The following is a 24,719-nucleotide window of genomic DNA, read 5'->3' as shown; positions in this document are numbered from 1 at the left end:
TAGCCAGTGCGATTATAGCAACTGCTGTCAACGCAGGAATTAATTCCGAACAAGAATAAGTAATTTGTAAATTGAAAGAGACAGCAGAGGCACAAAAAAAGCTGGTCAAAAAAAAATTGACACTTTTACTACTAATAAGAATATGTAAGAGACTATAACGGTGGCCCTAATGTCGTCTTAAAAGACACGATTGTGAGCCTACAAATATTGATGGGCTGTGGCAATGCCTTTCATGCCAACCTAGAAAGGGTTCGCGAGGCTCAGATTTCTAATGGAAAAGCTCTATCCAATCCAGCTAAGTTGCCCGAAGATTCCCCGCTCAAGGTGAAATACCGAGAGATTTATCCAAATGCATTCAAAATAAAAATACCCGAGCCACGTCTTCCAAACCAGGAACTCTTTCAGGTTTTAAAAGAAGTCAAGGAATCCGAACCAAATGCTAAAAACTCTGTTGCATTTCTAGACCCATTTGGTAATCTCGTTCTTTGCTTGCCAGATACTTTTGATAAGAGCCCTGTTCATACGGCATTTATGAATATCACCCAAAATTATGCAAAAATCTGCTTTAAATTGATGAATGATTTAGCAACACGAGAACAGGCAAATGAGTATTTAGATCATCCCAGAAACGGAACCTTCGTATTTCTCCATGCACCTAATCCTAATAGCACGAGAACAATAATGACATGGGGAGCTTATGGTTCAACCATAGCAGAAACAGTTACTCAAATATTTCCCGCTAATTTTCAATATTATTGTCCTCCGACTAAAGGAACTCTCCACGAGTTACGTTCAACGATCATGAATTTACCACCCTTTTATAGGAAGAAAGCCCAACTCTCTGTTATGCAAGTAGCGCCTGAGTTTACATAGTCGTTTTTGTAGTGTATTGTTTCACCTTCAATAAATGGTGCAATAGCTGTAGGTTACAAAAATGTTTCTCCCCTACTCCCCTACTCCCCTACTTCCTAATGCACCATTTTAGATGAAACGGTCCAGTAGGGTGCGTTAGCAGGAGGGTAATATATCAATAAATAGATAATCTCTGCTCCTGCGTAACGCAGCCAAGCCTTTTGCGGAACCAATCTAGCCACATTTTATCTGAAATCCCCAGGGGCAGGATAGGAAGTTTGGCGAGATTTGGTAATAATTAAAAGCGGAACCAATCTAGCCACATTTTATCTGAAATCCCCAGGGGGGGTTTAGTCAAATTTCGGCAATTTCCCAACGCCCCTGAAAAACCCGCCCCTATTGATGGTTAGCTAAACCTGCTCCTAATGATATAGCCAACTGTCCTAGGGGGCGGGTTTATCTAAATCTTGCAATAACCATGAAAATTCTGGCTTAAACCCGCACCTAAGCTTTGCACTATTCTAGGTGAAACAATCCGCTACAATCTTTCGGTAATCTTAGAGCTTAATGGAAGTAGTACCTGTGCGTAAGTTCTGTGTTAAAGTTAGTTAAAATTAGCCGGATTTTGGTCGCGTCGGTCGCGCACTGGAATGGGTCTTCCTTGGCGATCGCCAGATAGAGATGCCGTGGTTTCTAATGCTTCTCTCAGTCGTTTGGCGGCATAGATGGACATATCTCTCGGTACACTAATGCGATCGCGCAGGTAACGCAGAGCTGGATCGGAACCAGATGGTGGCAGACATAGCTCTCCTGTTATCATGTAAGTTAGAGCGCAACGCAAGGCTTCATCAAAAAGGCAATCGTCGGCTGGATTAACGCGAATGATATTATGACGATGCTTGATAACCCTTTGCAGAGCTTCTGTTCGAGATGTTTCTGGCTCTGGATACATCACATCTGGTAATCCGAGCCAAGGACCGTAATCAACTCGCTTTTGATTGATATCAGTTTGAGATTCTTGGTTAGAATAACATCCCCCCATTTGCGGTGGTAAATCGTGGGCGTGGGTATGAAAATCACTTTGCGTTCCTCTATAGGTGGATCGGGTTTCCATAGCATCAAACCAATCAGAAAGCTTGGGATTTTCTTCCCGCAATGAATAGCCTTTGTAATAGTAGAGGCTGGCATTCATCCGCTCGACATAAGGAGTAAAAACCACATCAACTATACCAAATTCTTCCAGAAAATAAGGTCCTGGAGTATTGGCTAAAGCAACTTCAACTTGAGCTACGATGGTGGTAAATTGATATCGACTGCGTTGTTCGTCTCTTAGTGATCGTACTGGGTAACACAACCAACTACACCAACCACGAAAGAGTAGGCGTTCTAGCTGGCGCAGAGGCAACGCTCGGCGATCGCTCATTCCTACCTGATTTAATAGACCAAATGCGTCTTCTAATGCTAATAAGATATTATCACTTTCTGTAATTAATTGACCATCAAGTTCTAATGCTGGCAGCATTCCAGATGGCACCTTTTGCTTATACCACTTTTCTTTGGTTCCATAACAGAACATAGTGACTTTCTCGATACGATAGGGAATCTGCTTTTCTTCTAACCACAGCCAAACTTTTTGGCAATAAGGACACCAAGCATGATGATCGCGATAAAGAGTAACTCGCACATCTGATTCGGCTTTTCCAAACAGACGCAGTCTGGCTTGGGAATTGGTTGGTCCGTTCACCCTATCTCGCTCAAATGTGACGATTTCTTGTAGTGCTTCCCAACTCAAAGGCAAAGATTTGGTTGTTTTCATAAGTGACTCCAGAAAATAATCTTCAATTTTATCACAACTTCATTTCCCCAACTCGGAGTCGCAAAGAAACCCAGTTTATACGAGAAATCCTTGTTTTTAACAGTAAGAATATACCCTTGTACCCGGTTTCTGAGTTCCCCTGTGTAAGTCCTGAAAAGTTCATTTTTCCGACTCGGAGTCTGACGGTGAGCAGCTTGAGAATTATAGGAAACCATGGGATAATAGTTTCGCCCAAAAATTAACAGGGCTTACGCAACAGCAAGGTATTTTCCTTCGATACGACGGTCGGGAAGCAATCTCAAACCCCTGTTTTTCCTGCCTCATGGCTTTAGTCCTAAAATAAAGCCAAGGAACTTCCTGTGTATGAGATAGTAAGGGATGGAGAATTATGGCAATTTGGAAAATTAGTATCCGATGAATTTACAAAAAGCAAGTTGAGAATTACTATTACTGATTTAGATAAAATTTTGGGAACGACAAGTTTTCTATTGTCAAGCAAAAGGGAAGCAGATTTGACATGACTTCGCAGGAGAACCCAGAAATCCGGTTTCTTATAGATGTTTCTCAAAAACAATGATTTACCCTAGAAACCCGGTTCCTCCCGTGTAAGTCCTGTTTTAATTAAATTCTGAATTGCGCATAGTGATGTGTGCATCTATAGAAACTGTCACAACACTATCATTTCTATAAATTTATATACCTAGAATCAAAATAAATCAGCTAAAAATATTGATTTGAGGTAGTAATTTTATGACAAATAAATATGTTCGACAAAAGGATACCGCAGGATGGATATTTCAAGTTTGGGCTTCTTTTATTCTCGCTACTTCTGGTACAGCGATCGGCATCATTTACCTACCTGTAGATAATTGGGTTAAAAGTTTTATGGGAATGGGTTTAACATTCTCAATAGGTTCCGCTTTTACTCTGGCAAAAACCATTAGAGACAATCACGAATCTCAAAGAATAACTGCTAGACTTGATGAAGCAAAAGTTGAAAAATTACTCGCAGATCATCATCCTTTAGATCAGTAGGGAGTAGGGAGTAGGGAGTAGTGAAGAGTCAGGAAAATAAAAGTTACACAGTAATATCAAATTCGGTGGGATTGATAGAATTAAAGACTGTAGGGGTTTGGTCTCCAAACCCTCTACAAACTAGCAACTTTTCCTCTTTTCTGATGGTCAAACCTTATTCTCCAAAGTAAGCAAATTTAATATAATACTTTTCATAACTTGCATGGCGACTAAACACTGGAAGTAATTAAGTCAGAATTTGCTCTATTTGACCTATTATGTGCATAATTAGATATTAGCTGGTCAAAATTTAGAGGCTTTAACCAGTATCTACCATTCCTCAACTTTGAGCAGGGAATGTTTTTTTCACTCATAACTTTAGCACTCTCCAGTTTCTTGATATGACAGACCAAATTACATTTCTCGATTCTTCATCTTTAGCTACTACTGATCTAACTACTATTAGACAAAAATTACTCAATATGCTATGTAACTTAGCTTATCGTGAGGGAAATTTTGTATTATCTTCTGGACAAAGTAGTGGGTATTATATAAATGGTAAATACGTTACTCTTCATCCCCTGGGCGCTCTGATCATAGGCAGATTATTATTGTCTATACTGCCTGAAGATACTGAAGGAGTAGCAGGTTTAACATTAGGAGCAGACCCAATTTTAACTGCTGTGAGTGTGGTATCTGCTTATGAAAATCGACCTATACCAGCTTTAATTATTCGTAAACAAGCTAAAGGACATGGTACGATGTCCTACATTGAAGGGCCTGTGCTAGAAGCTAATGCAAAAATAGTTGTTTTAGAAGATGTCGTAACTACTGGAGCATCAGCAATGATGGCAGTTAATCGACTACGAGACGCAGGTTATCAGGTTAATCAAATTTTTTCTCTTGTAGATCGGGAGCAAGGTGGTAAAGAATTTTATGAGAAAGAAGGTATTCAGTTTGAGTCAATATTTACTATCTCAGAATTACAAGAAAATTTGAAAAAGGTTTGATTAATGGATAATGGATAATGGATAATTACCTCTAGATATCTCCAGAAAAGAGAGAACGCTTAACACTTAACTGGGAACACGAAGAAAGAATTGATAATTTATGGATAAGAATTGATTTGATTTTTTATTTTTGGAGATGTCTTCTGGTTAGAACCGAGAGAATTGAATATAAGAAAATATTCTTTTTTTCTCTATGATTGAAGAGGCTTCATACATTAATTTTTCGGGAAATGGTGAAAATATTGTAGTGCGGAAATCTTGCCCGCGCAAGTTTACCTCATAGGCAACAAAAAGCGCTGTATTAACAAAGACATTATAGATAATTTAGTCATCTTGAAATGACTTCAGCTATTAGCCAAGGATCTAAAATCCTTGGCTGTATTAACAAAGACATTATAGATATAGCGCTGCGCTGTCGCGCAACAGACAACAGCTAATCTGGCAATAGGGAGAATTAATTGCTGATCATATCAGACTTTTAGCTATTGGACACCTCTTGCAATTTGTCAATATTCAGTGCGCACATTGCTATAATTTAGTCATCTTGAGATGACTTCAGCTATTAGCCAAGGATTTTAGATCCTTGGCTGTATTAACTGAAAGCTGAAAGCTGATACCTAACTGCTTACCTATTAACTTTGAGTTACAACTTCCTTTTCTTTCGCTAAAAATTTCTCTAATTCTGTTAAAGCATCAGCATCAACTTTAGTCTGCATCGGACAGAACTTCGGTCCGCACATAGAACAAAATTCAGCAGTTTTATAAATATCCGCAGGTAAAGTTTCGTCGTGATATTCCTTTGCTCGCTCTGGATCTAAAGATAATTCAAATTGACGGTTCCAATCAAAATTATAACGAGCAGTAGAAAGTTCATCATCTCTATCTCTTGCTCCCGGACGACGACGAGCAATATCCGCAGCATGGGCAGCAATTTTATAAGCAATTAACCCATTTCTTACATCCTCGGCATCAGGCAAACCTAAATGTTCTTTCGGAGTAACATAACATAACATGGCTGTACCATACCAACCTGCCATAGCAGCACCAATCGCAGATGTAATATGGTCATAACCAGGAGCAATATCTGTAACTAATGGACCTAAAACATAGAAGGGAGCTTCTGAACACTCTTCCATTTGTTTCTTGACATTAAATTCAATTTGGTCCATTGGTACATGGCCAGGACCTTCGACCATAACTTGGACATCATGTTCCCAAGCACGACGAGTTAATTGCCCCAATGTTTTTAATTCTGCTAACTGTGCTTCGTCAGTAGCATCGTGGGTACAACCGGGTCGTAAAGAATCTCCTAAACTGAAAGAAACATCATATTTTTTGAATATTTCAATAATCTCGTCAAAATGAGTATATAATGGATTCTGTTTATGGTGGTGTAACATCCACTTGGCAATAATTCCACCGCCACGGGAAACTATTCCAGTGATGCGATTTCTGACGAGAGGTAGATGCTCAATTAAAATTCCGGCGTGAATAGTTTGATAATCTACTCCTTGTTGAGCGTGCTTTTCGATAACATGAAGAAAGTCATCGGCAGTCAAATTTTCTATTCTGCCATGAACACTTTCTACTGCTTGATATACTGGTACTGTACCAATGGGAACTGGGGAGGCGTTGATAATGGCAGTTCTAATTTCATCCAAGTTACCACCACCTGTAGATAAGTCCATAACGGTATCTGCACCGTATTTAATAGAAAGTTTCAGTTTATCAACTTCCTTATTAATGTCAGAAGTATTAGGAGAAGCACCAATATTAGCATTAACTTTACACCGAGAAGCAATGCCAATACACATTGGTTCTAAGTTAGTGTGGTTAATATTAGCAGGGATAATCATTCTTCCCCTAGCTACTTCTGCGCGGATTAACTCACCAGGGAGATTTTCTCGTTGGGCAACAAAGTCCATTTCTTCAGTGATGATTCCCTGACGAGCATAGTGCATTTGAGAAACATTTGTATGTCCACTACGCTTGGCGATCCATTCTGTCCGCATATTTTTTTCCTTAAATAAACAGCTTCCCTCCGCTGGTATTAACCAGTCTCAGGTTCTAAGGGTATTTCTCAGCCTGATTATTTTAGGCACCCCTAGCTTAATTTTTCACTATAACACTTTTCGTCATATAAAAATTTAAACTTTAAATCATCATCTCATACCAAATCCGATTATAAAAAGCTACTTTGTTCAAATTCTTCTAATATCAAATCCCCTGGCTTGGGAAAATAAGGTTCTACCATCAGAAAAGAGCGAAAACTTAGTTGGTAGAGGGTTGGGAGACCAAACCCCTACGGTCTTAAATTATACCGATACTACATTCCTCTTGACTCTTCACTACTCCCTAATATCAAATCCCCTGGCTTGGGAAAATAAGGTTCTACCATCAGAAAAGAGCGAAAACTTAGTTAGTGGAGGGTTGGGAGACCAAACCCCTACAGTCTTAAATTATACCGATACTACATCCCTCTTGACTCTTCACTACTCCTGACTCCCTACTCCCTACCTTCACCAAGAAACTTTTGAGCGCAAACCCTATTTAGTTAAGATTTGAGCGATCGCCTCTTCTAAATCTTCTTGAATTAAACTGGTTAATATAAAGACTTCTTGTACTGTCTTCCCTTGTCTAGCAATAAGTTTAAAACCACCTCGAATAGGTACTGATACTTTGAGCTTCATTTGGGGAATATGACTTTTAGACCTACTGATCACTCCTGGAGTCACAGTTTCAATACCTTGATGTTGGATTAGTTTCTCTAAAATTGGAATTAAGCCTTCGATATGGGTAGAATGATTCCAAACTAGGCGACCTTGAGCTTTGGATGATTGTTTCATATTTTTTTTCATCTCTACATATCCAGTCTACTTGAAGAAAGATACTATAGCGCTACCCTAAAGTCAAAAGTCATAAGTTAGAAGTCAGAAGTAATCCTTGATATTTGTTTGAACATACAGCGCTTCTAGTTGTTTGAAAATTTTGTAGCAAAGTCCGCCTCTGAAAGTTCGGTTGCACGGACTACAATAGCTAAAAAATATTTTGTTAATATGTAACTAATGTTGCATCACACCTAGTTATGGAAGGTAAATATTATGAATAATCTTTCTGGTAATCCTGCGGAAAATTTTGCTGACCAATCAAATAAAAGTAATTTACTATGGCAATATGTTCAATCTATGAATCCAGAAACTGTTGCTCAACTTTCTAAACCAGATCCAGAAGTAGCTCAAATTATGGAACAAAATTTAAGAGGAATGTTAGGAAATTTACCACCAGAACATTTTTCTATAGCAATAACAACTAGCAAAGAAAACCTTGGTCAACTTCTTGCTTCTGCAATGATGAGTGGTTACTTTTTAAATCAGGCTAAACAAAGAATGGAACTGGATAAATCTCTTCATTCTTTGCATGAAGGAACAGACAAATAAATATATGCCTTGGGATAATAATTATTTCTATTAATATTTTGGGGTAACACAAGGCAGAAAAATCAATATATCCTATTTATTATGAACAACCACTTCCTTGATAACTTCCATTCTTCTTGATTCTTAACTACTTCCTACTCCTTATTCTCTGCCTCAATAAATTGATTAATTTCTTCCCAAATTTTAGGCAGAACATTTCTTAAGGCATGGTCACTATCAAATTCTATTAACTTTACCCAATCACGTTGAGCTGCAAAATCTCGACTTGCCTGAACAGGAATCATATCATCATTTAAACCATGAAAAATTAAAGTTGACAAAGCACGCTGTAATTTTTTTTCCTGATATCTCATCAGATCTATTATAAAATTGTAGCTCAATAATGAATAATGTCTTTCTCCATAATGATATATCCAGTAATTTCCTCTTTGCTGCCATTTTTTGAATGCTGTTTCTCCCAAATTTTGTTGTAAATAGGATAAAAAATTAAAGGCTGGTGCGAGTAAAATTATTGCTTTTATGTTTGAGTTTCTTTCTGCTAAAATACTAGATGTTAAACCACCAAAGCTAGAACCAATTAATATTATTGGTGTATATTTATCTTCGATTTCTAACTCAACTTGATGTATTTGTCTAGTCAGAGTTAGGTTGAAAAAGTCATTTTGATTTAAGTCAAAAATTTTCAGATTAATATCAATTTCAGCGAAGCGATCGCGTAAATACATGGCTTTGTTAGATCTAGGACTAGAAGCAAATCCATGTAAATAGAAATAAGTGTAATTATTTAACATTCTTTCAAGTTAAATTAAACATAAATAGGCTTTGCTGATTAAATCTAAAATCCTTTACATATCGAAGTTTTAGTTTTTTTCTTTCCAGCAAAAAATAATGTAAATTTTTGAGTTTTAGTCACCAAGAAATTAGGAGTAGAATAGGGGGTATTTTATTTGGTATTTCTCTAAAGTGTAACTATTAAACCGGAGATTATTTTAGACAGATAAGCACAGAAATATAGCAATTCTAAATAGCTTCTAACATTTTGCAGTTTGGGTTTAGTATCCAAACCAAAAATAAGCAATTTGTCAACCAAACCCCTACAGTTTTTTTCCAGAAATCATTCTAGAATTACTAGATCAAGAAACAATTATTTCTCCTGCTTTCTCTGTCTTTCTAACCTTTCCAAACCTAAGCATTTCCTGGGTCATGCTGCGCAAACAGCTATTAGCTTTCAACTTGAACGCAATGTTCTTCAAACCTTAAAAATGAAGTTTAAATTAATATATTTTCAGTCTGCTTTTTTAGTCAAAATTAATTCTGATTTAATCAATAAAACTTTAATATGAAATAAAAAATAGCTGATAGCTGAATGCTGAATACTGAATGCTTACCTCCCAACTTTGCTTTTTTCAGTAAACCCTAATTCGTCAATTATTGAAGTAAATTTTTCTATGGAGTATTAATTAGGAGATTCCCGACGTTGCTTTATTAAATTCGACCACTCTTGTAATTGTTCAGGAGTTAACACTTCCCTAATTTTGAGAATTGTATTGAATTGTAATTTTGCTAATTCTTCTCTCAATTCTAAAATTTGATCATGTTTTTTCCGTAGTTTATTCTCACTTTCAGTCCCAGTAATCATTACATTTAATTCTTCTTGAGCATTGCGCAAGTCTTGCAAACTTTCTCTGATTTTTTGTTGATTATTATCGCGAATTTTAGTGATTTTTTCTTTTTGCTCCTCGGTAAGATTTAGTTGTTCAAAAATCCTGTTTTGATTTCTTGGTGGGCGCTGTACTTGGATAGTTGGATTATTTTTCTGATAGATATTATCAGAATTAGGATTTGCTAAAACAGAACTAACAGTTAAAGGCATAACTAATAATCCTAATAAGCTAGAAATCAAAACCCTAGACATAGTATTTTTCCTCTTGATAATTTTCCTGCAGAATGAACTAATAATAATTCATTAACAACGCTAAAGCGCCTCTTCTCAGTTATAACGCTTTAAGGTGAATATTGGCAAATTTTTTGAGTGGCAAGTATAGAAAAATATAGTTCACTTAAGGATTTTTTTTGCAGTTCGGTCATTTCAGTTATTAGTTATCAATAAAGAGTTAACCTCCGACTAAATTCGGAGGCTTGAAATACTGAGTTAAAATTTTTTTATCCCCGAACAAGGGGAAGCTTTATACCTCTTTTTTTGGTAATTTAAAAAGCTTATCTAAGACTATTAATATTTAATATTAATCAGGACTTACACAACAGCAAGGTATTTTCGTCCGATACGACGGTCGGGAAGCAATCTCAAACCCCTGTTTTTTCTACCTCATGGCTTTAGTCCTAATTAATAATAGAAGCTAAAATAGACTTGGTTATTTCAGTTATCAGTTATCAGTACCTATGGGTGTTTGCCCATCATTCCGTAAGAAACCTAAAAGCTTTACTTTAACTAATGAACTTTTATCTTTTCATCCCGGAACCAGGGGAAGTTTTATACCTCTTTTTCTGGTAAAAGAGTATCTTGTATTATGCTTAAAGTGCAGAATGTGGACTTCAATCAGGACTTACGCAGACGAACCCAGAAACCCGGTACTAGCGTAGATTCTTACTGTTCAAAACAAAGATTTCTCGTAGAAACCCGGTTTCTTTGCGTAAGTCCTGTTAATAATTGACGGAATGGGAGGCAACTTTAGGAAGTCCGAGAAGAAGGTTTGTTTGAGGAAACAGGGAACGGGGAACAACCAACAGGTAGGAGCTTCGTGGTTTTTTATTGACTTTTTGATTTGTTACAATCAATTTAGGAATGTAGGATAGAATGTTCACAATCACCCCATCACCCCATCACCCCATCACCCCATCACCTCAAACTTTATCTAAGATTCACGAGATTCAATAACCTCTATTTTCACAGGTGCAACTCCAGTATGAATCATACCTAAAGCACGAGCTGCTGCAGATGACAAATCAATAACTCTATGTCGAATAAATGGACCACGGTCATTAATCCTCACAATAACTGAATTACCATTATTTAGATTAGTTACTCGTACTTTTGTCCCAAAAGGTAGAGTCTTGTGAGCAGCAGTCATGGCATATTGATTAAAACGCTCACCACTGGCACTATAGCGACCATGAAATCCAGGGCCATACCAAGATGCCCAACCTTGAAATTCGTAAGTAATTGTTCCTACAGCAACTTTTTCTGGTTCCAGTTGTGGTTTAGATTTAGATTGACCTGATATTTCTGTTAAAGGAGAAGTATTATTAACTTGTCGTCGTAAGCGGTTAGTTGCTTGTAAAGTATCTATTGTTAAATCTTTAGTAGTATCTGGTAAAATAGTATCCTCATTTATTTCGACTAACTTTTGATCGTTGACCAAAATTATATAAATTTCTTTCTCTGCATCCCACTTTGCCGTAATTTCTAGATTGGGATTTTCTTGAATAAGTTGATTTAGTCGGGAGGCAACTACTGATGCTCTCCCCCAACAATCTTTTTGTTGGTCTGAGTCGGAAAATGAGGAGTATAAATTTTGATTATCGACATTCTGGTTAGTTTTCTCAGAGTTAAGAAAGGTAAGGACTGGAATATTGCGAACATAGAGAGTTGCAGCTTGGCGACCAAACAGCTCATGGGCAATAATTTTGGTAATAGTATTTGGCTGTGGTTGAGTGTTGAAAATTTGCTCTCTAACTTTTAGAGCATTTGCCTGTTTATTAGCCATGTCTTTCTGGGAATTATCATTTTCTACCAAACTTCTTTTTGTGAGCTGGTTCTGTTGATAAATTTTTTCCTCCTTTAGAGTATCGGCATTAGAGTACGCTACATCTAAATTAGAAAAGAGAAGGAAAATAGTAATACCAGTCCAAATTTTGTGCTTCATAAACTTAATTTTTTTCAGGAGTAATCTAGGAGTTGGATTGATTTTGATATAGTCCAGCAATGGCTATTTCAAATAAATCAGACTCTTTGATTAGATTTGTGTTTAGTCTTTGATTTTTAAGTATTATTAAGTAACTGGAATAGACTACCACAAACTTTTAAGTTTAGGAAGCAAATATTAAAATTTTTTTGATGGATTTTCTATAAATAAGGCTGATGGTCATTTAAGTTATCAGTTATCAGTCATCAGTAGAGAGTAAACCTCAGACTAAAGTCAGAGACTTGAAATACTGATTTATATAGAATCCGGGTAATTAGTTATCGTAATTTGCAGTTCAGCCTTCGTTGGCTGTAATATCATTTCCAGTAGCATCGGATGTTTCGGGCGCCGTGGGTGTATAAAATCAAGGTGGAAATGGCATAAAAGCTTCTGCCTCTAGCATAGCTGCCTTATTTCTGCCTTCCTTCCACCAAAGTATAATTATTCAACCGGACATGATATAACAACCTGGAAGGTTGAACTGCAAAATTGAATATTTAAGTAGTTATAGAGCTATAAACGTACACTGTATAACCGGATTATATATTAAATATTTTTTCATCCCTTTAAAAGGGGAGGACATTAATACTAGCAACCACCTCCTAAAAACTAGACATGGTTGAAGTAGCACTCAGCACTTAGGTATACTTTTTTTGTCTAGCACACAATTAAAGTTCTGGCCAAAACATAATGGATTATAAACAAGCTGGTGTTGACGTTGAAGCTGGTCGTGAATTTGTCAATAATATTCGCGATATGGTTCTTAGTACTCATCGACCTGAAGTTTTAGGAGGTTTAGGTGGATTTAGTGGATTATTTGCCCTACCAAGTGGTTATCAACAACCTGTTTTGGTTTCTGGTACTGATGGTGTGGGTACAAAATTAAAACTAGCAAATAGTCTAAATTATCATCATACTGTTGGTATTGACTTAGTTGCTATGTGTGTCAATGATGTGTTGACATCTGGAGCGGAACCCCTCTTTTTTTTGGATTATTTGGCCACAGGAAAATTAAATCAACAACAGTTAAGGGAAGTAATTTCTGGTATTGTGGAAGGATGTCGTTTAGCGGGGTGTGCTTTAATTGGAGGAGAAACAGCTGAAATGCCTGGTTTTTATTCCCCTGGGGAGTACGATCTCGCAGGTTTTTGTGTGGGAATAGTAGAAAAAAGTTTAATTTTGGATGGTTCTCAGGTAAAAGTAGGTGATGTGGCAATTGGATTAGAAAGTAGTGGCATTCATAGTAATGGCTTTAGTTTGGTTAGAAAAATTATTGACGAATGTAATATTTCTCTACAAGATAGCCTAGATTTTTTGGAGCCAAAAAGTTTGGGAGAGGCGTTATTAACTCCCACAAAAATTTATGTTAAACCAATTTTAGCAGCACAAAAATATGGTTTAGATATTCATGGTATGGCTCATATTACTGGGGGGGGTTTACCAGAAAATTTACCTCGTTGTTTACCAGAAGGAATGTCTATTGATATTGATAGAAATAGTTGGAAAATTCCTCCTATTTTTAGATGGCTTTCTGAAGTTGGTAATGTAGATGATGAGGCAATGTTTAATACTTTTAATATGGGTATTGGTTTTGTGGTTTTAGTATCACCAACTCAGGCAGAAATGGCAATAAATTTCTTTGCTTCTCAACAAATAAAAGCTTATTCTTTAGGTGAAGTGAATTAGTTTTTAAGTAAATATTTATTCACAGGAATTTGTTTGGGTAATTATTATCAGTATTAAGCTATTAGCCCTCAGCTACCCTCCTGCGGAGAAACCTCGTTAACAGCCATAATACCCTATGTTTAAGGATAGACTTAAGCGAATATAGACTTTAGAGCTGACTTTTATAGTAAAAATTTTTCCTTTCTCAATTACAGTGCTTTTCAAATGAATGAACCACATTACCATAATCAAAATCCAGTAGGGACGTTGCATGCAACGTCCCTACTGTGGTTCACCGTGCAGGAAAACCGCTGTAATAAAGCTTTTAGTGAGCGATAAGTGATAAAAGTTTTATAATTCAGAAATTTTTCTGACTACAAAATTCAGTTTTCACTTTCTTTATTCGTTTAAATTTCTTCGTTAAGATTGAGGTTTTTATTATTGAATTTCGCAGTTACGACCCAGGAGACTAGCTCACTACTGAGTGCTTACATTACAACTATTCCAATGTTCTAAAAACAAAGATAATATGGTAAACAAGAAATATATTCCTACACCACTGACTGAAAAAAAGAAAAGAAAAAAAGTAAAGATTGTAGAAAAAGTAGAGAAACGACGAGTTACTACTTCTTATGTTGTTCGGCGATTCATTATTTATTTTTTAAAAGTACAGTGGCGCAGCTTTACTGGTAAACCAGACATAGAAAAAACAGCAACTCAGTTGCGAGAAATATTTGAAGATTTTGGTGGTTTTTGGGTAAAAGCAGGACAAGTCTTAGCACTACGAACAGATATTTTGCCAGAACCTATATGTGATGCCTTACGAAGTTTGCAGTCTGAAGCACTTGGTTTTCCTTTTGATGTGGTACGCTCAACTGTGGAATCAGAATTGGGAACTCCTTTGGGGAAAGTTTTTGCAGTTTTTGATGAGGAACCTCTAGCAGCAGCTTCTATTGCTCAAGTTCATACTGCGATTTTACGCAAAAAACAAATTCCTGTAGTAGTCAAAGTTCAGCGTCCTGGTTTAGAAGATGCTTTCAACCGAGATTTAGAAGTAATTAAGAGTCTGGTTAATATCTTAATTTTCTTGAATATTGCTACATATTTAGGTTGGGGTGAATTTATCGCAGAGTTGGAAAAAACCTTTCAAGAAGAACTAGATTTCAGATATGAAGCAAGCAGCACTATCAGGATGAGAAAGTCTCTGAAAGAACATAAAGTTTTTGTGCCGAAAATATACGAAAAATATTCTAAACGTCGGATTTTGGTAATGGAATTTATAAAAGGTGTAATGATGTCAGACTATATTAGTGCCATAGCGAATCAAGCTTCTATAGCTCGGAAATGGGAGGAAGAAAATAATATTGATCGAGTCAAACTAGGGGAAAGATTATACTTATCCCTATTCCGACAATTATTTGAAGACAATCTATTTCATGCTGACTTACACCCAGGTAATATAATATTGTTGCGCAATAATAAGTTTGTACTGATCGATCATGGCAGTACAGGTTCTTTGGAAGGAGAATTAAGGAATACTTACTTAAACTATGTTAATGGTTTAGGGGAAGGAAATTTTACCAAAGCAGCCGATTACTTTATTCGATTTGGTGTCGATATTCCTAAAGTCAATATTGATAGAGTACGAGTAGAAATGGCGCGTCAGTTTGAGAAGTGGTATGTCAAATCTCAGGTTAAAGGAGTACCATTTCGGCAAAAATCTTTAGGTGGAGCTATTAAAGGAGTAACTGATGTCGCTTTCGGTTATCGAATCCCTACTAACTGGGATTTCTTAAAACTTACTAGATCTGTTCTAGCATTAGATGGTTCACTGCAATATCTATGGCCAGATATAGATGTTTTTGAAATTATCAATAAGTACAATAAACAAGCACGGCGTCGTGCTTTAATTAATTCTCTAACTCCTGATAATATTCTGAAATTAGTTAGCCAAGCTTCAAATGTTGTTAATCAGTATAATTATTTAACTTTGCCAGAAGTTAGAAAGCGAACTAATGCTTATGAGTTGACAGTTAATCAGTTTGCTCTCTCCATGGTAGTCATTTTCCGGAGGTTATCTTATTTAGTGGTCGCTACTGAATTTGTTGCGTTGTATATATTCCTTTATCAAAACTATTTTCAGATTATTCAACCGATTAATTTTCCCATGATTGACGAAATAGTTAGCAAGTTCCCATACATACCATACTTGGAGTGGGTGGGAATATTAATTTTTGTGGGATTGACTTTCCAACTTTTATTAACTTGTGCAGAAATTTTAGGACGCAAAGAGTTAAATATTTAGGGTCTGCTGATTTATCGGGAACCGTAAAAGTCTTGTTGTGAAGGTAGGGAGTAGGGAATAGGGAGTAGGCAGTAGGGAGTAGTAGGGACGCCCTTATGCAACGTCCCTACAGAATCAAGAGGAATCAGAAGTTTTAGAGGATGTACTTGCAAAAATTATCTCTAATTCTGCCCAAGTCTTACCCAGATACTCACTTTTTCACTCTATAATATAAGGCGAAAATTTGGTACTTTTTCATATCAAAAGCCTACAGCGCTTTTCACTCTCGATGAACCAGATCGCCATAACCAAGAGCTAGTAGGGACGCCCTTATGGAACGTCCCTACCTACTCCCTACCAAGGGCAAAAACACTTTTGAGGGAAACCCTAATTAACTCTTACCAGCCAACTCATAGTCTTTCACTTCGCTTTTAGAAACTCCATCATTTTCAAAGATTCTGGGATTAGCATAATCCATCCTGTCTTCTTCAGGAAAAGAGAGGAAAGGGATCATAGTATCATTATCATAATTACGCCAAGGCAAAGTTTGTTCCCAAGTAATTAGACTGGGTAATATGAGCGGTAAAAATCCCACCACAAAGCGGAATAAATCTACTGTCATATATAAAGTATAAAACAGTAACCCTGAAGCAATACTAATTAGTGGCGATAAATTAGCTCCCCAAAAACAGATTGCAGAAACAATTAAAGATGTTATGTAGGGGAAGAAAAGACTCACAATCAGATAAGGTACTATATAGGACTGAGGACGAGTTCCATATAGTTGATTAATCCTGTCAGCGTACCGTTCCCTGGCATCAGGAACAGCTCCATCTCCGTATTGACGAAAACGAATAGGCATGGGCGCTCCGAATAGAAAACCTTGAAGTTGCTTCCAAGAACTGAGGTGCTGCCAAATTTTAGGTTGAGTACCAATTAAATCTGCCATTTCTTCCATCCATTGATCAAAGAAGTAGATGTGAGGCCAACGTTCTGTCATTTTCGGATTTTTGCATGCGTGGGCATCAGCTTCTTTCTTAATCAGTTTTCTCAATTCTTCTTTCTCTGGCAACTTAAACTCACCAGAAAAAACTTGAGCAATAAAGCGTGACTGCATTTCTGCCATAGCAGGAATGGAGCCAATAGTTGGTCGAACAGTACCAACGAATGCCAGGTTAGGCAGATCAGGATGCAAACAGCCTTTATACAATTCTTGGTGTCGGTATTGCCAGTTATCAGGAAATTCAATTAAGGCAGCGCCTGGTTTAAATCCTGTATTAGCTACCACCATATCTACTTCTTCTCGACTTCCATCTGGGAAGTAAGCACCTGTTTCATCAAAACGCTGTACTTTGCCTTTTGGTATGATTTTACCACTATGAACCAGATACATAATATCATCAGGAGGAGTATCTGGTCGAGTCAGGTTGCCACTTGCATCTCCAAAATTGCTGTTGGGTTTAGGCCAATATTTACCTGCCCAATAGTAGGGAATATAAGCAGTTGGTAGCCATTCTTTAGGAAAGCTGCGTAACCATGGGTGCATTTTTGCATAAGCAGTTCGTAATGGCTCTGGTAGACGGGTAATCCAACTCATTTCCGCACTCAATAATTCTTGGTAATCCTTAATGAATTTACCTATTGGCCAGAACTGTATCTGATCGAAAGGTTTATTACTGTAAGGATAAACCCGGGGAGCAAAATTAAAACCACCTGCTGCTACAATAGTTTTATCTGCCACACTGCTAATTTCAGAGCTGATGCCAATGCCACTTTCTCCCAGACCCATGCACACTACTTTTTTACCCTGAAACTCTTCCGGACCTTTATATTTGAATCCGTGCATTACTGTACCAGTAAACTTTTCTAGTCCGGGAATTTCCCGAATAACTGGTTCTCCATGCAAACCAGTGCTAACAACTACATAGTCATAACCACTGTAAGTTTCCTGATCAGTAATTACATCGTATTTACCATCAGTGCTGCGAGCGATCGCTTTAACTGCAACTCCAAACTTAACTTTATCTTCTAAGCCATAATGTTTAGTAAATGAGCTGAGATATTCCATCATTTCTTCTGGCTTCATAAAGTCAGCATATTCTTTCGGTGCTGGGTAACAGCCATATTCAGTCATCCACTTGGAAGATGTGAGAGTAGAAGTCTTCCAGCAATATTTGTGCCATACACCACCTAAAGTTGCTTCTTTTTCTAAAATTGTCAAATCTAGGCCGATGTCTAAAAGTTCTTTAGCAGCTATTAGACCAGAGGATCCAGCTCCTATTACTATGGCTCGTTTTGTTTCTGTCATCACCATTTCCTTATTGTTAAAGTTTTCTGACTTCGGGCTTAAAAATTATTTAATTTTCTTTATATAATGATGATTCATTATTTTTTATTTGTCAATATATCCAATGATCGAGAATACAAAGTTCTCCTAAAAAATGATTCGCTTTAAAAGCTGAAATGATTGCTAGGAAAGGCTTACAGCACCTACAAGTTTTCTAATTTTTAGATGACTGAAAGCCTTCGCTAGCAATAGTTAGGGCTGGCTGAAAAAGTCTTTTTTAAGGAGTAGGGGAGTAGGGGAATAGAGGAGCAGGAAAGTAATTTTTTTTGCCCAAGCAAGGATGTGCCGAAAATGGTAACTTTTTCAGCATTAATAGCTGAAAAGTAGGTACTTTATTCTATATCTAAAAATGCTAAAAGCTCTATCTGTCAAAGCTTTTACATTTCCATACGCCAGCCCTAGTTAGGGCTTGCTGAATCAGGACTGGCAAAAAAATTACTCCCTACCTCCCCATCTCCCCATCTCCCCATCACCCTATCTCCCCATCTCTTGATCAAGACTTTTACGGTTCCCGATAAATCAGCAGACCCTAGTTATTTGTAGAACTTTGGACTGTCCATATCGAATAGACATCTCCAGAAAAGAGATATGGACTTCAAAATTTGCGTCTAAATCTAACCAAAAAGTCCCTTCTCTTTGTCTTTCTCAATGATGAAAAGTAAAGGTTGTACATTTTCATCTACTTCTCCTGATCGTTTGAGTTCTGTGACAAGATCAGATATATTGTTTAATAACTTACCTGTGCCATTAAATAAATCTTTGATATCATCCCTTTTAGCTTTACCGTATTCAATCAGAACAGTATTTCTTGTTTGTTTCCTAATATTTTGTTCGTCAAATTCTGCTTCAATCTCAGCAGTAACCTTAAGTCTTAGAAGGTTGAACTGCACAAAACCAAAATAATCTACATATTGGTAGGTATGTTGGTAAGCAAACTGTAGATAATAATCAATTAAACCAAAAATGCTAGCACTAGATAATAAATTACGATTAAACTGGGCAAATACACCTACTATAGGGATTGTACTAACTGAGTTCACTATTTTAGTAAATATCTTTTCTAGTTTTGCATCTACATTTCCAGCCTTCCCTAACATTTCAGTAATAACAGTTCCTAAGAGAACAGAAGATTTTTCTGCTAAGTCTTCAAATTTATCTTCCAGAAAATTAGGCATAAATGGTATCATTTCTAACTGTCGCTGCCAAACTAAGTATATGAGTGTACTGCATTCAGTTACAACATATTTTTTGAGATATTCATTTTCATCGACATTTTCAACCAACTGAGACGGATCGAACTTACCTGCGTATGGTGGTTTATTAGTAATGTAGGCATATTTATGCTGTTCACTAGAATTAGCCATATATTCCATGACATTATTAATAAGTATATTATTTGATATATCTGGTTCATATAAACTGGCTATAGTATTGAGACCACCTACTTTTGCCATACGAGGAACGATATCTTTATCACACCAAATCCGTTCTGTGCGATCGCCTATTTTGGACTGATAATATTTAGCAAAAGCTTCATTCCCAGGACTCATACCTGCTACAGATACTACTTTGATGGTAGCAATATTCTTGGTATCCCATTCTGATTGACACTCTAATAATGCTAAACCCATCAATGGTGAAATAGTACCTCCTAAACTATGACCTGCTACTGTTATTTCTACAGGTTTAGTTTCATTGCTAACGATTTGTTTGAGAATATCAACCAGAACATTACCTTCAGAATCTTGCATATCTACCATGTGAACTTTCAATCCTAAGCTTAATCCTGCTGATACTGCTGGTTCATCAGTATATTCTGCATCCATTTTGCTGTTCCAGGGTTTACCTTCATTCCATTTTCGGATAGAAGCAAAACGAGCATCTTCTAATAAGACAGTGGAGATTGAAAATGGATTTGTTCCGGCAATAGAAATAACATATTTACTGATGTCTGAACTTTCAGTATATTTAGCAACATACATTGTTGCATCAGCAACTACAGAACGTTTTCTTTGATAAACATTTACTCCCCATACAAGCTCCCATTTTCCAATTAATTTCTGAGCTTCTTGACTAGCCAAAACAGTTTTCACTGATGTGGTTGCTAACTGTTCTAGATATTCTTGTGGACCACTATAAGCTTTAGGAAAGGATACACAATATACAAGCCACATATGGGATAATATCGTTTGTTGCCAAGTATATTCTCCTGGTTGTACTTTTTGTTGAGTTATTGTTGTTGCCACGATTATTTCTCCTTGTTAGTTTCTGTAAAAAAATAAAGAATCAACCACAATTTAGTATATTAGATTTTGGCATCTGTACAAAAGTATTTTGACAAAATAATTATTTTAAAAGTTGGTTAAGAAAAATTAAAATCTTTGGGATTAGCTTGAAAAGTGGTTAGCCAATAACGTACAGTTGAAAAAGGCCAATTATTGACAATTTTGCCTGTTTTAGTTTTGTACCAACTACTACAGCCACTATTCCATACAGTCTGACCGGCAGCAACCTGTATTTTTTCGTTATATTCAGAATTAATATCAGACTTTACGTCTAAATATTTTTGTGAATTTTTCTGCATCATTTTGATACAAGAAAGAATGTAATTAACTTGACATTCAATCATAAAAATAATTGACTGAGTACCTGTATTGGTATTAGGTCCATAAAGCATAAATAAATTAGGAAAACCGGGAATCATAATACCTTTATATGCTTCAGCTCCATCCTGCCATTTATCTTGTAATAATTGATTGTTTAAACCAACAATTTTAATTGCAGATAAGAGAGTTGTATCAAATCCTGTGGCAAATATCAAAGTATCTACAGAATATTCCCCACTATTTTTGGTAATAATTTGATTCTGATTAATTCTTTTGATTCCATCAGCAACTACTTCTACATTAGGAAGTTGTAGAGCGTGATAATAATCATTAGAAATTAAAACTCGCTTACAACCAATTGCATAATTTGGCTTCAGAATAGATTTAAGATTTTCGTTTTTAATGACTCTATCTCTTTGGAAATCAAGTAAAGCACTAATCATTTTTCCGACAATATTATTTTGTTTTATAGTCAAATAAATAACTAAAAATTCATGGACTAAATACAATAACCATCGGTATAATCTTAGTGTTAATGGGAAAGTTTTGCCTAACCAATGAATGAAACTTGTAAACTTAAAATCAAGTTTAGGTAAAACCCAGGCAGCAGTACGTTGAAAAACAATCAATTTTTTCACTTGTTGAGCAATAATTGGAATAAATTGAATAGCACTTGCTCCAGTACCAATTACTGCTACTGTTTCATCTTTTAAATCGTGTTCGTGATTCCAACGAGCGGAATGAAATTGAGTTCCAGAAAATGTTTCTAGACCATCAATATTAGGAATTTTTGGTTGATTTAATTGTCCACAACCACTAACTAAAATATTGGCATAATATTCTTCTCCAGAAGCAGTACAAATACGCCAAATATTTTTTTCTGATTCAAAAAAAGCGCCAGTAATTTCTGTGTTAAAAGTAATATGTTTTCTAATATCATATTTATCAGCACAGTGTTCTAAATATTGAAGTATTTCTGGTTGTTTGGGATAATTCCGCGTCCAGTCACTTTTTGGTTCAAATGAAAATGAATATAAAATGGATGCTGTATCACAACCACAACCAGGGTATGTATTGTCGTGCCATGTACCGCCGACATTATCTGCTTTTTCAAAAATTTTGAAGGTTGTAATACCAGCTTTTTTGAGATTAATTGCCATACACAGACCAGATATTCCAGAACCGATGATAGCAATTTCTAAGTTTTTTTCTGTGTTACTAAAAATTGGGTTATTCATTATATTAAGGAAGAAGTAAGAAGGAAGAAGTAACAAGGAAGTAAGAAGTAATCTTAAATCTTTTTGCTTCAGGAAAGAAGTCATAAATAAGAAGTAATCTTAAATCTTTTTGCTTCAGGAAAGAAGAAGGGATGAGGTAAAGTTTTCGCGGGCAAGGTGCCGAGAAACATTTATTTATAAAGTTGCAATTTTTCTGACTATTCTCTACTCCTTCTTTTCTAAGGAATAAGTTTCCAAGTTAAGTTATAAGATGTATCTTTTACCATATTAGTTAGTATAATCTGACCTTCTGAAAATTTCACATTACGTTCAAAGTCTAAACCTATCCAATCAGGAACTAGACTAACTTCAAGATTGTGAATAACACTATTACCTCGAATTTGATATGTACCACTATAAGAAAGATAATTTCTACCAGCACTAAAATATCTCAAGCTTGCCTTCAGATATTTGCCAAGATTACCAATTAATTCTAATCCTAATTTAGCATTTTTCAGGTCTTGCATTTCTTCTACTGATAAACCCAGAAGTGGGCGATTAGTTGTCATAATCGACACAGACATATATCCATTTTCAGTATATACAAGATAGCCTGTAGGATTTTCACCAAAAGGGTAAGAAACTTTTTCTTGGGCATTAACAGTATAAAAATCAACAAGTTTCCAAGTACCAACTAAATTCTCTTTTGAGATTACATTATTGCTCATTTTTTATCCTCCTAAATCTTTGGTAAATATCTGTCTGAATATTTGTCAGCATTCAGCTATTAGCCATCAGCTATCAGCAATAATACCCTATTTTTTAGGTTTTAAGTCAATATAAACTTTGGAACTGACTTTTTTAGAAAAATCCTCCTTAATTCTATTAGAAAAGGGTGCTAATTTTGCACCCTTAATGCTTTATTCAGTAATTAACTGTGGTAAAAGTTCTTGAGAGATTAGCTCTAAAAGTAATTTTTGGCTATCTTGCAAAAACATAAACATGTGTTTACCAGGTATCCTATCTATTTTGAGGTTGCTGCTAGTATATTCAGACCAAAGAGAAAGTTGGCGATCGCTAACTGTATAGTCATCTATTCCACTCAAACTAGAGATTGGACAATCTAATGACTTTTTCTCTACATAATGGTAACTTTGTAACAGTTGAAAATCTGCCTTAAAGATATTCATTAACTCATTGAAAAGTGATGAATCTTCAGTAATACTTTCTGGAATTTCAGAAATTTCTAGAAGATAATTCAGTCGTTCTGTTTCTGAAAGAGATTCGATTTTTTCTAACCAAGTATTATCTGATGGTGGAACGACACCACTCAAAAACAACTGTGTTGGTTTCAAATTATATCTCTCTTTCAGAAAATAGGCAAACTCAAGAGCAATGAATCCTCCCATACTATGACCAAATAAAGCAAAAGGTTTATCCAAATAAGAATAAAGAACATCTCCTAAAACTTCTATCAGACTAGCAAAATCTGTGAAAGGTTTTTCTTGAAGACGCCTTTGTCTACCTGGTAATTGAATGGGTAACACTTCTATTTCCGGAGGCAAAGCATCAGACCATTGTTGATACATAGAAGCACTAGCACCCCAAGGGTGGAAACAGAATAAACGGATACTTGCATTAGGTTTGGGTTTGTGGTATGCAATCCAACTTCCTTCTTTTTTAGCTTCACCTGAAGTTTGTGCGGATGAACCGCTATCAGTCAATTGCTCAACTAATCCTTCTGCTAATTCCATGATACTAGGACCTTGCAAAATTAAATTAGCAGGAATAGTAACTGCTAGTTGTTTTTCGATTTTGCTCCGGAGTTCGACAACACTCAAAGAATCAAAACCTAATTCTAAAACAGATTCGTAGATATCTAAATCTTCAGAAGTATTCAGTTGCAATACCTTAATCGCCAACTTTTGCAGATATTCTACTATCATCAACTTGCGGTCTGGTGTTGGAGCAGCTTGCAACTTCTCAATATCTATGACTGAGGAAGGGGAAACTAAATTTTCTGATTCTGTAGACTTTTGCTCCGACTCTGTAACAGATTTTAATTGTTGTTGCTTCAGTAACTCCAGTATTTTTGGTACTAACTCCAGTTCACTTGCTGAGAGATTACCTGTTTCTGCTAGTTGCTGAGTTAGAGTTTCTGTTGCTGTATCTGCTATCTGAGCAACAGTTGATTCTGATAACTCTGACTTCTCACTTTCTATCCAATACCTTTGTCGTTGAAAAGGATAAGTAGGTAAACTGACTTTTTGTCGTTGATAATCTCGGTCAAATCCTGACCAATCTATTTTAGCTCCCCGAACGTACAATTCTGCTAAACTAGAAAGTATTTGCTGCCATTCATACTTAAAAAGCGAAGCATCCTCTGGCTTCCCATCCTTAAAAAGCGAAGCATCCTCTGGCTTCCCATCCTTAAAAAGCGAAGCATCCTCTGGCTTCCCATCCTTAAAAAGCGAAGCATCCTCTGGCTTCCCCCTTTCCAAGGGGGACGGGAGGGGGATTTCCAAGGGGGACGGGAGGGGGATTTCCA

The 24,719-nt window shown here is 36.3% G+C and carries 18 protein-coding genes and 1 riboswitch; of the genes, 7 read left to right on the top strand and 11 right to left on the bottom strand.

Annotated features, from left to right (window positions below; all coding sequences use genetic code 11):
- Positions 1-192 precede the first annotated feature (192 nt).
- Positions 193-873 (top strand): hypothetical protein, encoded by a 681-nt coding sequence (locus VKJ25_RS08245; RefSeq protein WP_324236144.1) that lies wholly within the window; start codon positions 193-195, stop codon positions 871-873.
- Between the two features lie 583 nt (positions 874-1,456).
- Here the strand turns inward: VKJ25_RS08245 and VKJ25_RS08240 are convergent.
- Positions 1,457-2,668 (bottom strand): glutathione S-transferase family protein, encoded by a 1,212-nt coding sequence (locus VKJ25_RS08240; RefSeq protein ID WP_324236143.1) that lies wholly within the window; start codon positions 2,666-2,668, stop codon positions 1,457-1,459.
- A 359-nt stretch (positions 2,669-3,027) separates the two neighbouring features.
- Here VKJ25_RS08240 and VKJ25_RS08235 point away from each other — a divergent pair, with 359 nt between their 5' ends.
- From VKJ25_RS08235 to pyrE, 3 genes are all read left to right on the top strand, one after another.
- On the top strand, positions 3,028-3,189 hold the full coding sequence (locus VKJ25_RS08235) for a hypothetical protein (protein WP_324236142.1): 162 nt from the start codon (positions 3,028-3,030) through the stop codon (positions 3,187-3,189).
- Positions 3,190-3,418: 229 nt separating this feature from the next.
- Positions 3,419-3,703: a YiaA/YiaB family inner membrane protein gene (locus VKJ25_RS08230; protein ID WP_324236141.1), complete on the top strand. Its 285-nt coding sequence runs from the start codon at positions 3,419-3,421 to the stop codon at positions 3,701-3,703.
- A gap of 380 nt (positions 3,704-4,083) precedes the next feature.
- Complete coding sequence (pyrE, locus tag VKJ25_RS08225) at positions 4,084-4,692, top strand: orotate phosphoribosyltransferase (protein WP_324236140.1); 609 nt, start codon at positions 4,084-4,086, stop codon at positions 4,690-4,692.
- Between the two features lie 632 nt (positions 4,693-5,324).
- Here pyrE and thiC read toward each other — a convergent pair.
- Both thiC and VKJ25_RS08215 read right to left on the bottom strand, forming a co-directional pair.
- Positions 5,325-6,704 carry a phosphomethylpyrimidine synthase gene (gene thiC, locus VKJ25_RS08220; RefSeq protein WP_324236139.1) on the bottom strand — a complete coding sequence of 460 codons (1,380 nt, stop codon included), beginning with the start codon at positions 6,702-6,704 and terminating at the stop codon, positions 5,325-5,327.
- A 7-nt stretch (positions 6,705-6,711) separates the two neighbouring features.
- Positions 6,712-6,808, bottom strand: a riboswitch (TPP riboswitch).
- A 430-nt stretch (positions 6,809-7,238) separates the two neighbouring features.
- Complete coding sequence (locus tag VKJ25_RS08215; RefSeq protein ID WP_324236138.1) at positions 7,239-7,538, bottom strand: DUF2103 domain-containing protein; 300 nt, start codon at positions 7,536-7,538, stop codon at positions 7,239-7,241.
- A gap of 255 nt (positions 7,539-7,793) precedes the next feature.
- Here VKJ25_RS08215 and VKJ25_RS08210 point away from each other — a divergent pair, with 255 nt between their 5' ends.
- Positions 7,794-8,129 (top strand): DUF760 domain-containing protein, encoded by a 336-nt coding sequence (locus tag VKJ25_RS08210; RefSeq protein WP_324236137.1) that lies wholly within the window; start codon positions 7,794-7,796, stop codon positions 8,127-8,129.
- A gap of 134 nt (positions 8,130-8,263) precedes the next feature.
- Here the strand turns inward: VKJ25_RS08210 and VKJ25_RS08205 are convergent, their stop codons facing one another.
- The 3 genes from VKJ25_RS08205 to VKJ25_RS08195 all read right to left on the bottom strand — a co-directional run bounded on the left by VKJ25_RS08205 (position 8,264) and on the right by VKJ25_RS08195 (position 12,013).
- Positions 8,264-8,920, bottom strand: a complete 657-nt coding sequence (locus VKJ25_RS08205; protein WP_324236136.1) for a YqiA/YcfP family alpha/beta fold hydrolase — start codon at positions 8,918-8,920, stop codon at positions 8,264-8,266.
- 665 nt (positions 8,921-9,585) lie between these two features.
- Positions 9,586-10,044 carry a Spy/CpxP family protein refolding chaperone gene (locus tag VKJ25_RS08200; protein WP_324236135.1) on the bottom strand — a complete coding sequence of 153 codons (459 nt, stop codon included), beginning with the start codon at positions 10,042-10,044 and terminating at the stop codon, positions 9,586-9,588.
- A gap of 958 nt (positions 10,045-11,002) precedes the next feature.
- Complete coding sequence (locus tag VKJ25_RS08195) at positions 11,003-12,013, bottom strand: septal ring lytic transglycosylase RlpA family protein (protein WP_324236134.1); 1,011 nt, start codon at positions 12,011-12,013, stop codon at positions 11,003-11,005.
- A gap of 729 nt (positions 12,014-12,742) precedes the next feature.
- On the opposite strand from VKJ25_RS08195, the gene purM reads away from it, so the two are divergent.
- Complete coding sequence (gene purM / locus VKJ25_RS08190) at positions 12,743-13,738, top strand: phosphoribosylformylglycinamidine cyclo-ligase (RefSeq protein ID WP_324236133.1); 996 nt, start codon at positions 12,743-12,745, stop codon at positions 13,736-13,738.
- A gap of 508 nt (positions 13,739-14,246) precedes the next feature.
- Positions 14,247-16,022 carry an ABC1 kinase family protein gene (locus tag VKJ25_RS08185; protein WP_324236132.1) on the top strand — a complete coding sequence of 592 codons (1,776 nt, stop codon included), beginning with the start codon at positions 14,247-14,249 and terminating at the stop codon, positions 16,020-16,022.
- A 370-nt stretch (positions 16,023-16,392) separates the two neighbouring features.
- Here VKJ25_RS08185 and VKJ25_RS08180 read toward each other — a convergent pair whose 3' ends face one another.
- The 5 genes from VKJ25_RS08180 to VKJ25_RS08160 all read right to left on the bottom strand — a co-directional run.
- A complete protein-coding gene (locus tag VKJ25_RS08180; protein WP_324236131.1) occupies positions 16,393-18,309 on the bottom strand; it encodes a flavin-containing monooxygenase in 1,917 nt (638 codons plus the stop codon).
- A gap of 653 nt (positions 18,310-18,962) precedes the next feature.
- Positions 18,963-20,594: a DUF6200 domain-containing protein gene (locus tag VKJ25_RS08175; protein WP_324236130.1), complete on the bottom strand. Its 1,632-nt coding sequence runs from the start codon at positions 20,592-20,594 to the stop codon at positions 18,963-18,965.
- A gap of 116 nt (positions 20,595-20,710) precedes the next feature.
- Positions 20,711-22,192 carry a flavin-containing monooxygenase gene (locus tag VKJ25_RS08170; protein WP_324236129.1) on the bottom strand — a complete coding sequence of 494 codons (1,482 nt, stop codon included), beginning with the start codon at positions 22,190-22,192 and terminating at the stop codon, positions 20,711-20,713.
- A 218-nt stretch (positions 22,193-22,410) separates the two neighbouring features.
- On the bottom strand, positions 22,411-22,899 hold the full coding sequence (locus VKJ25_RS08165) for a lipocalin-like domain-containing protein (RefSeq protein WP_324236128.1): 489 nt from the start codon (positions 22,897-22,899) through the stop codon (positions 22,411-22,413).
- Positions 22,900-23,091: 192 nt separating this feature from the next.
- The coding region (locus tag VKJ25_RS08160; protein WP_324236127.1) for an alpha/beta fold hydrolase at positions 23,092-24,719 on the bottom strand (1,628 nt) is incomplete at its 5' end.

Source organism: Okeania sp. (genome assembly GCF_035285525.1).
Lineage (GTDB): Bacteria > Cyanobacteriota > Cyanobacteriia > Cyanobacteriales > Microcoleaceae > Trichodesmium.
The sequence above is the reverse complement of the archived record's forward strand: the minus strand, read 5'-3'. Positions and strand labels throughout refer to the sequence as shown.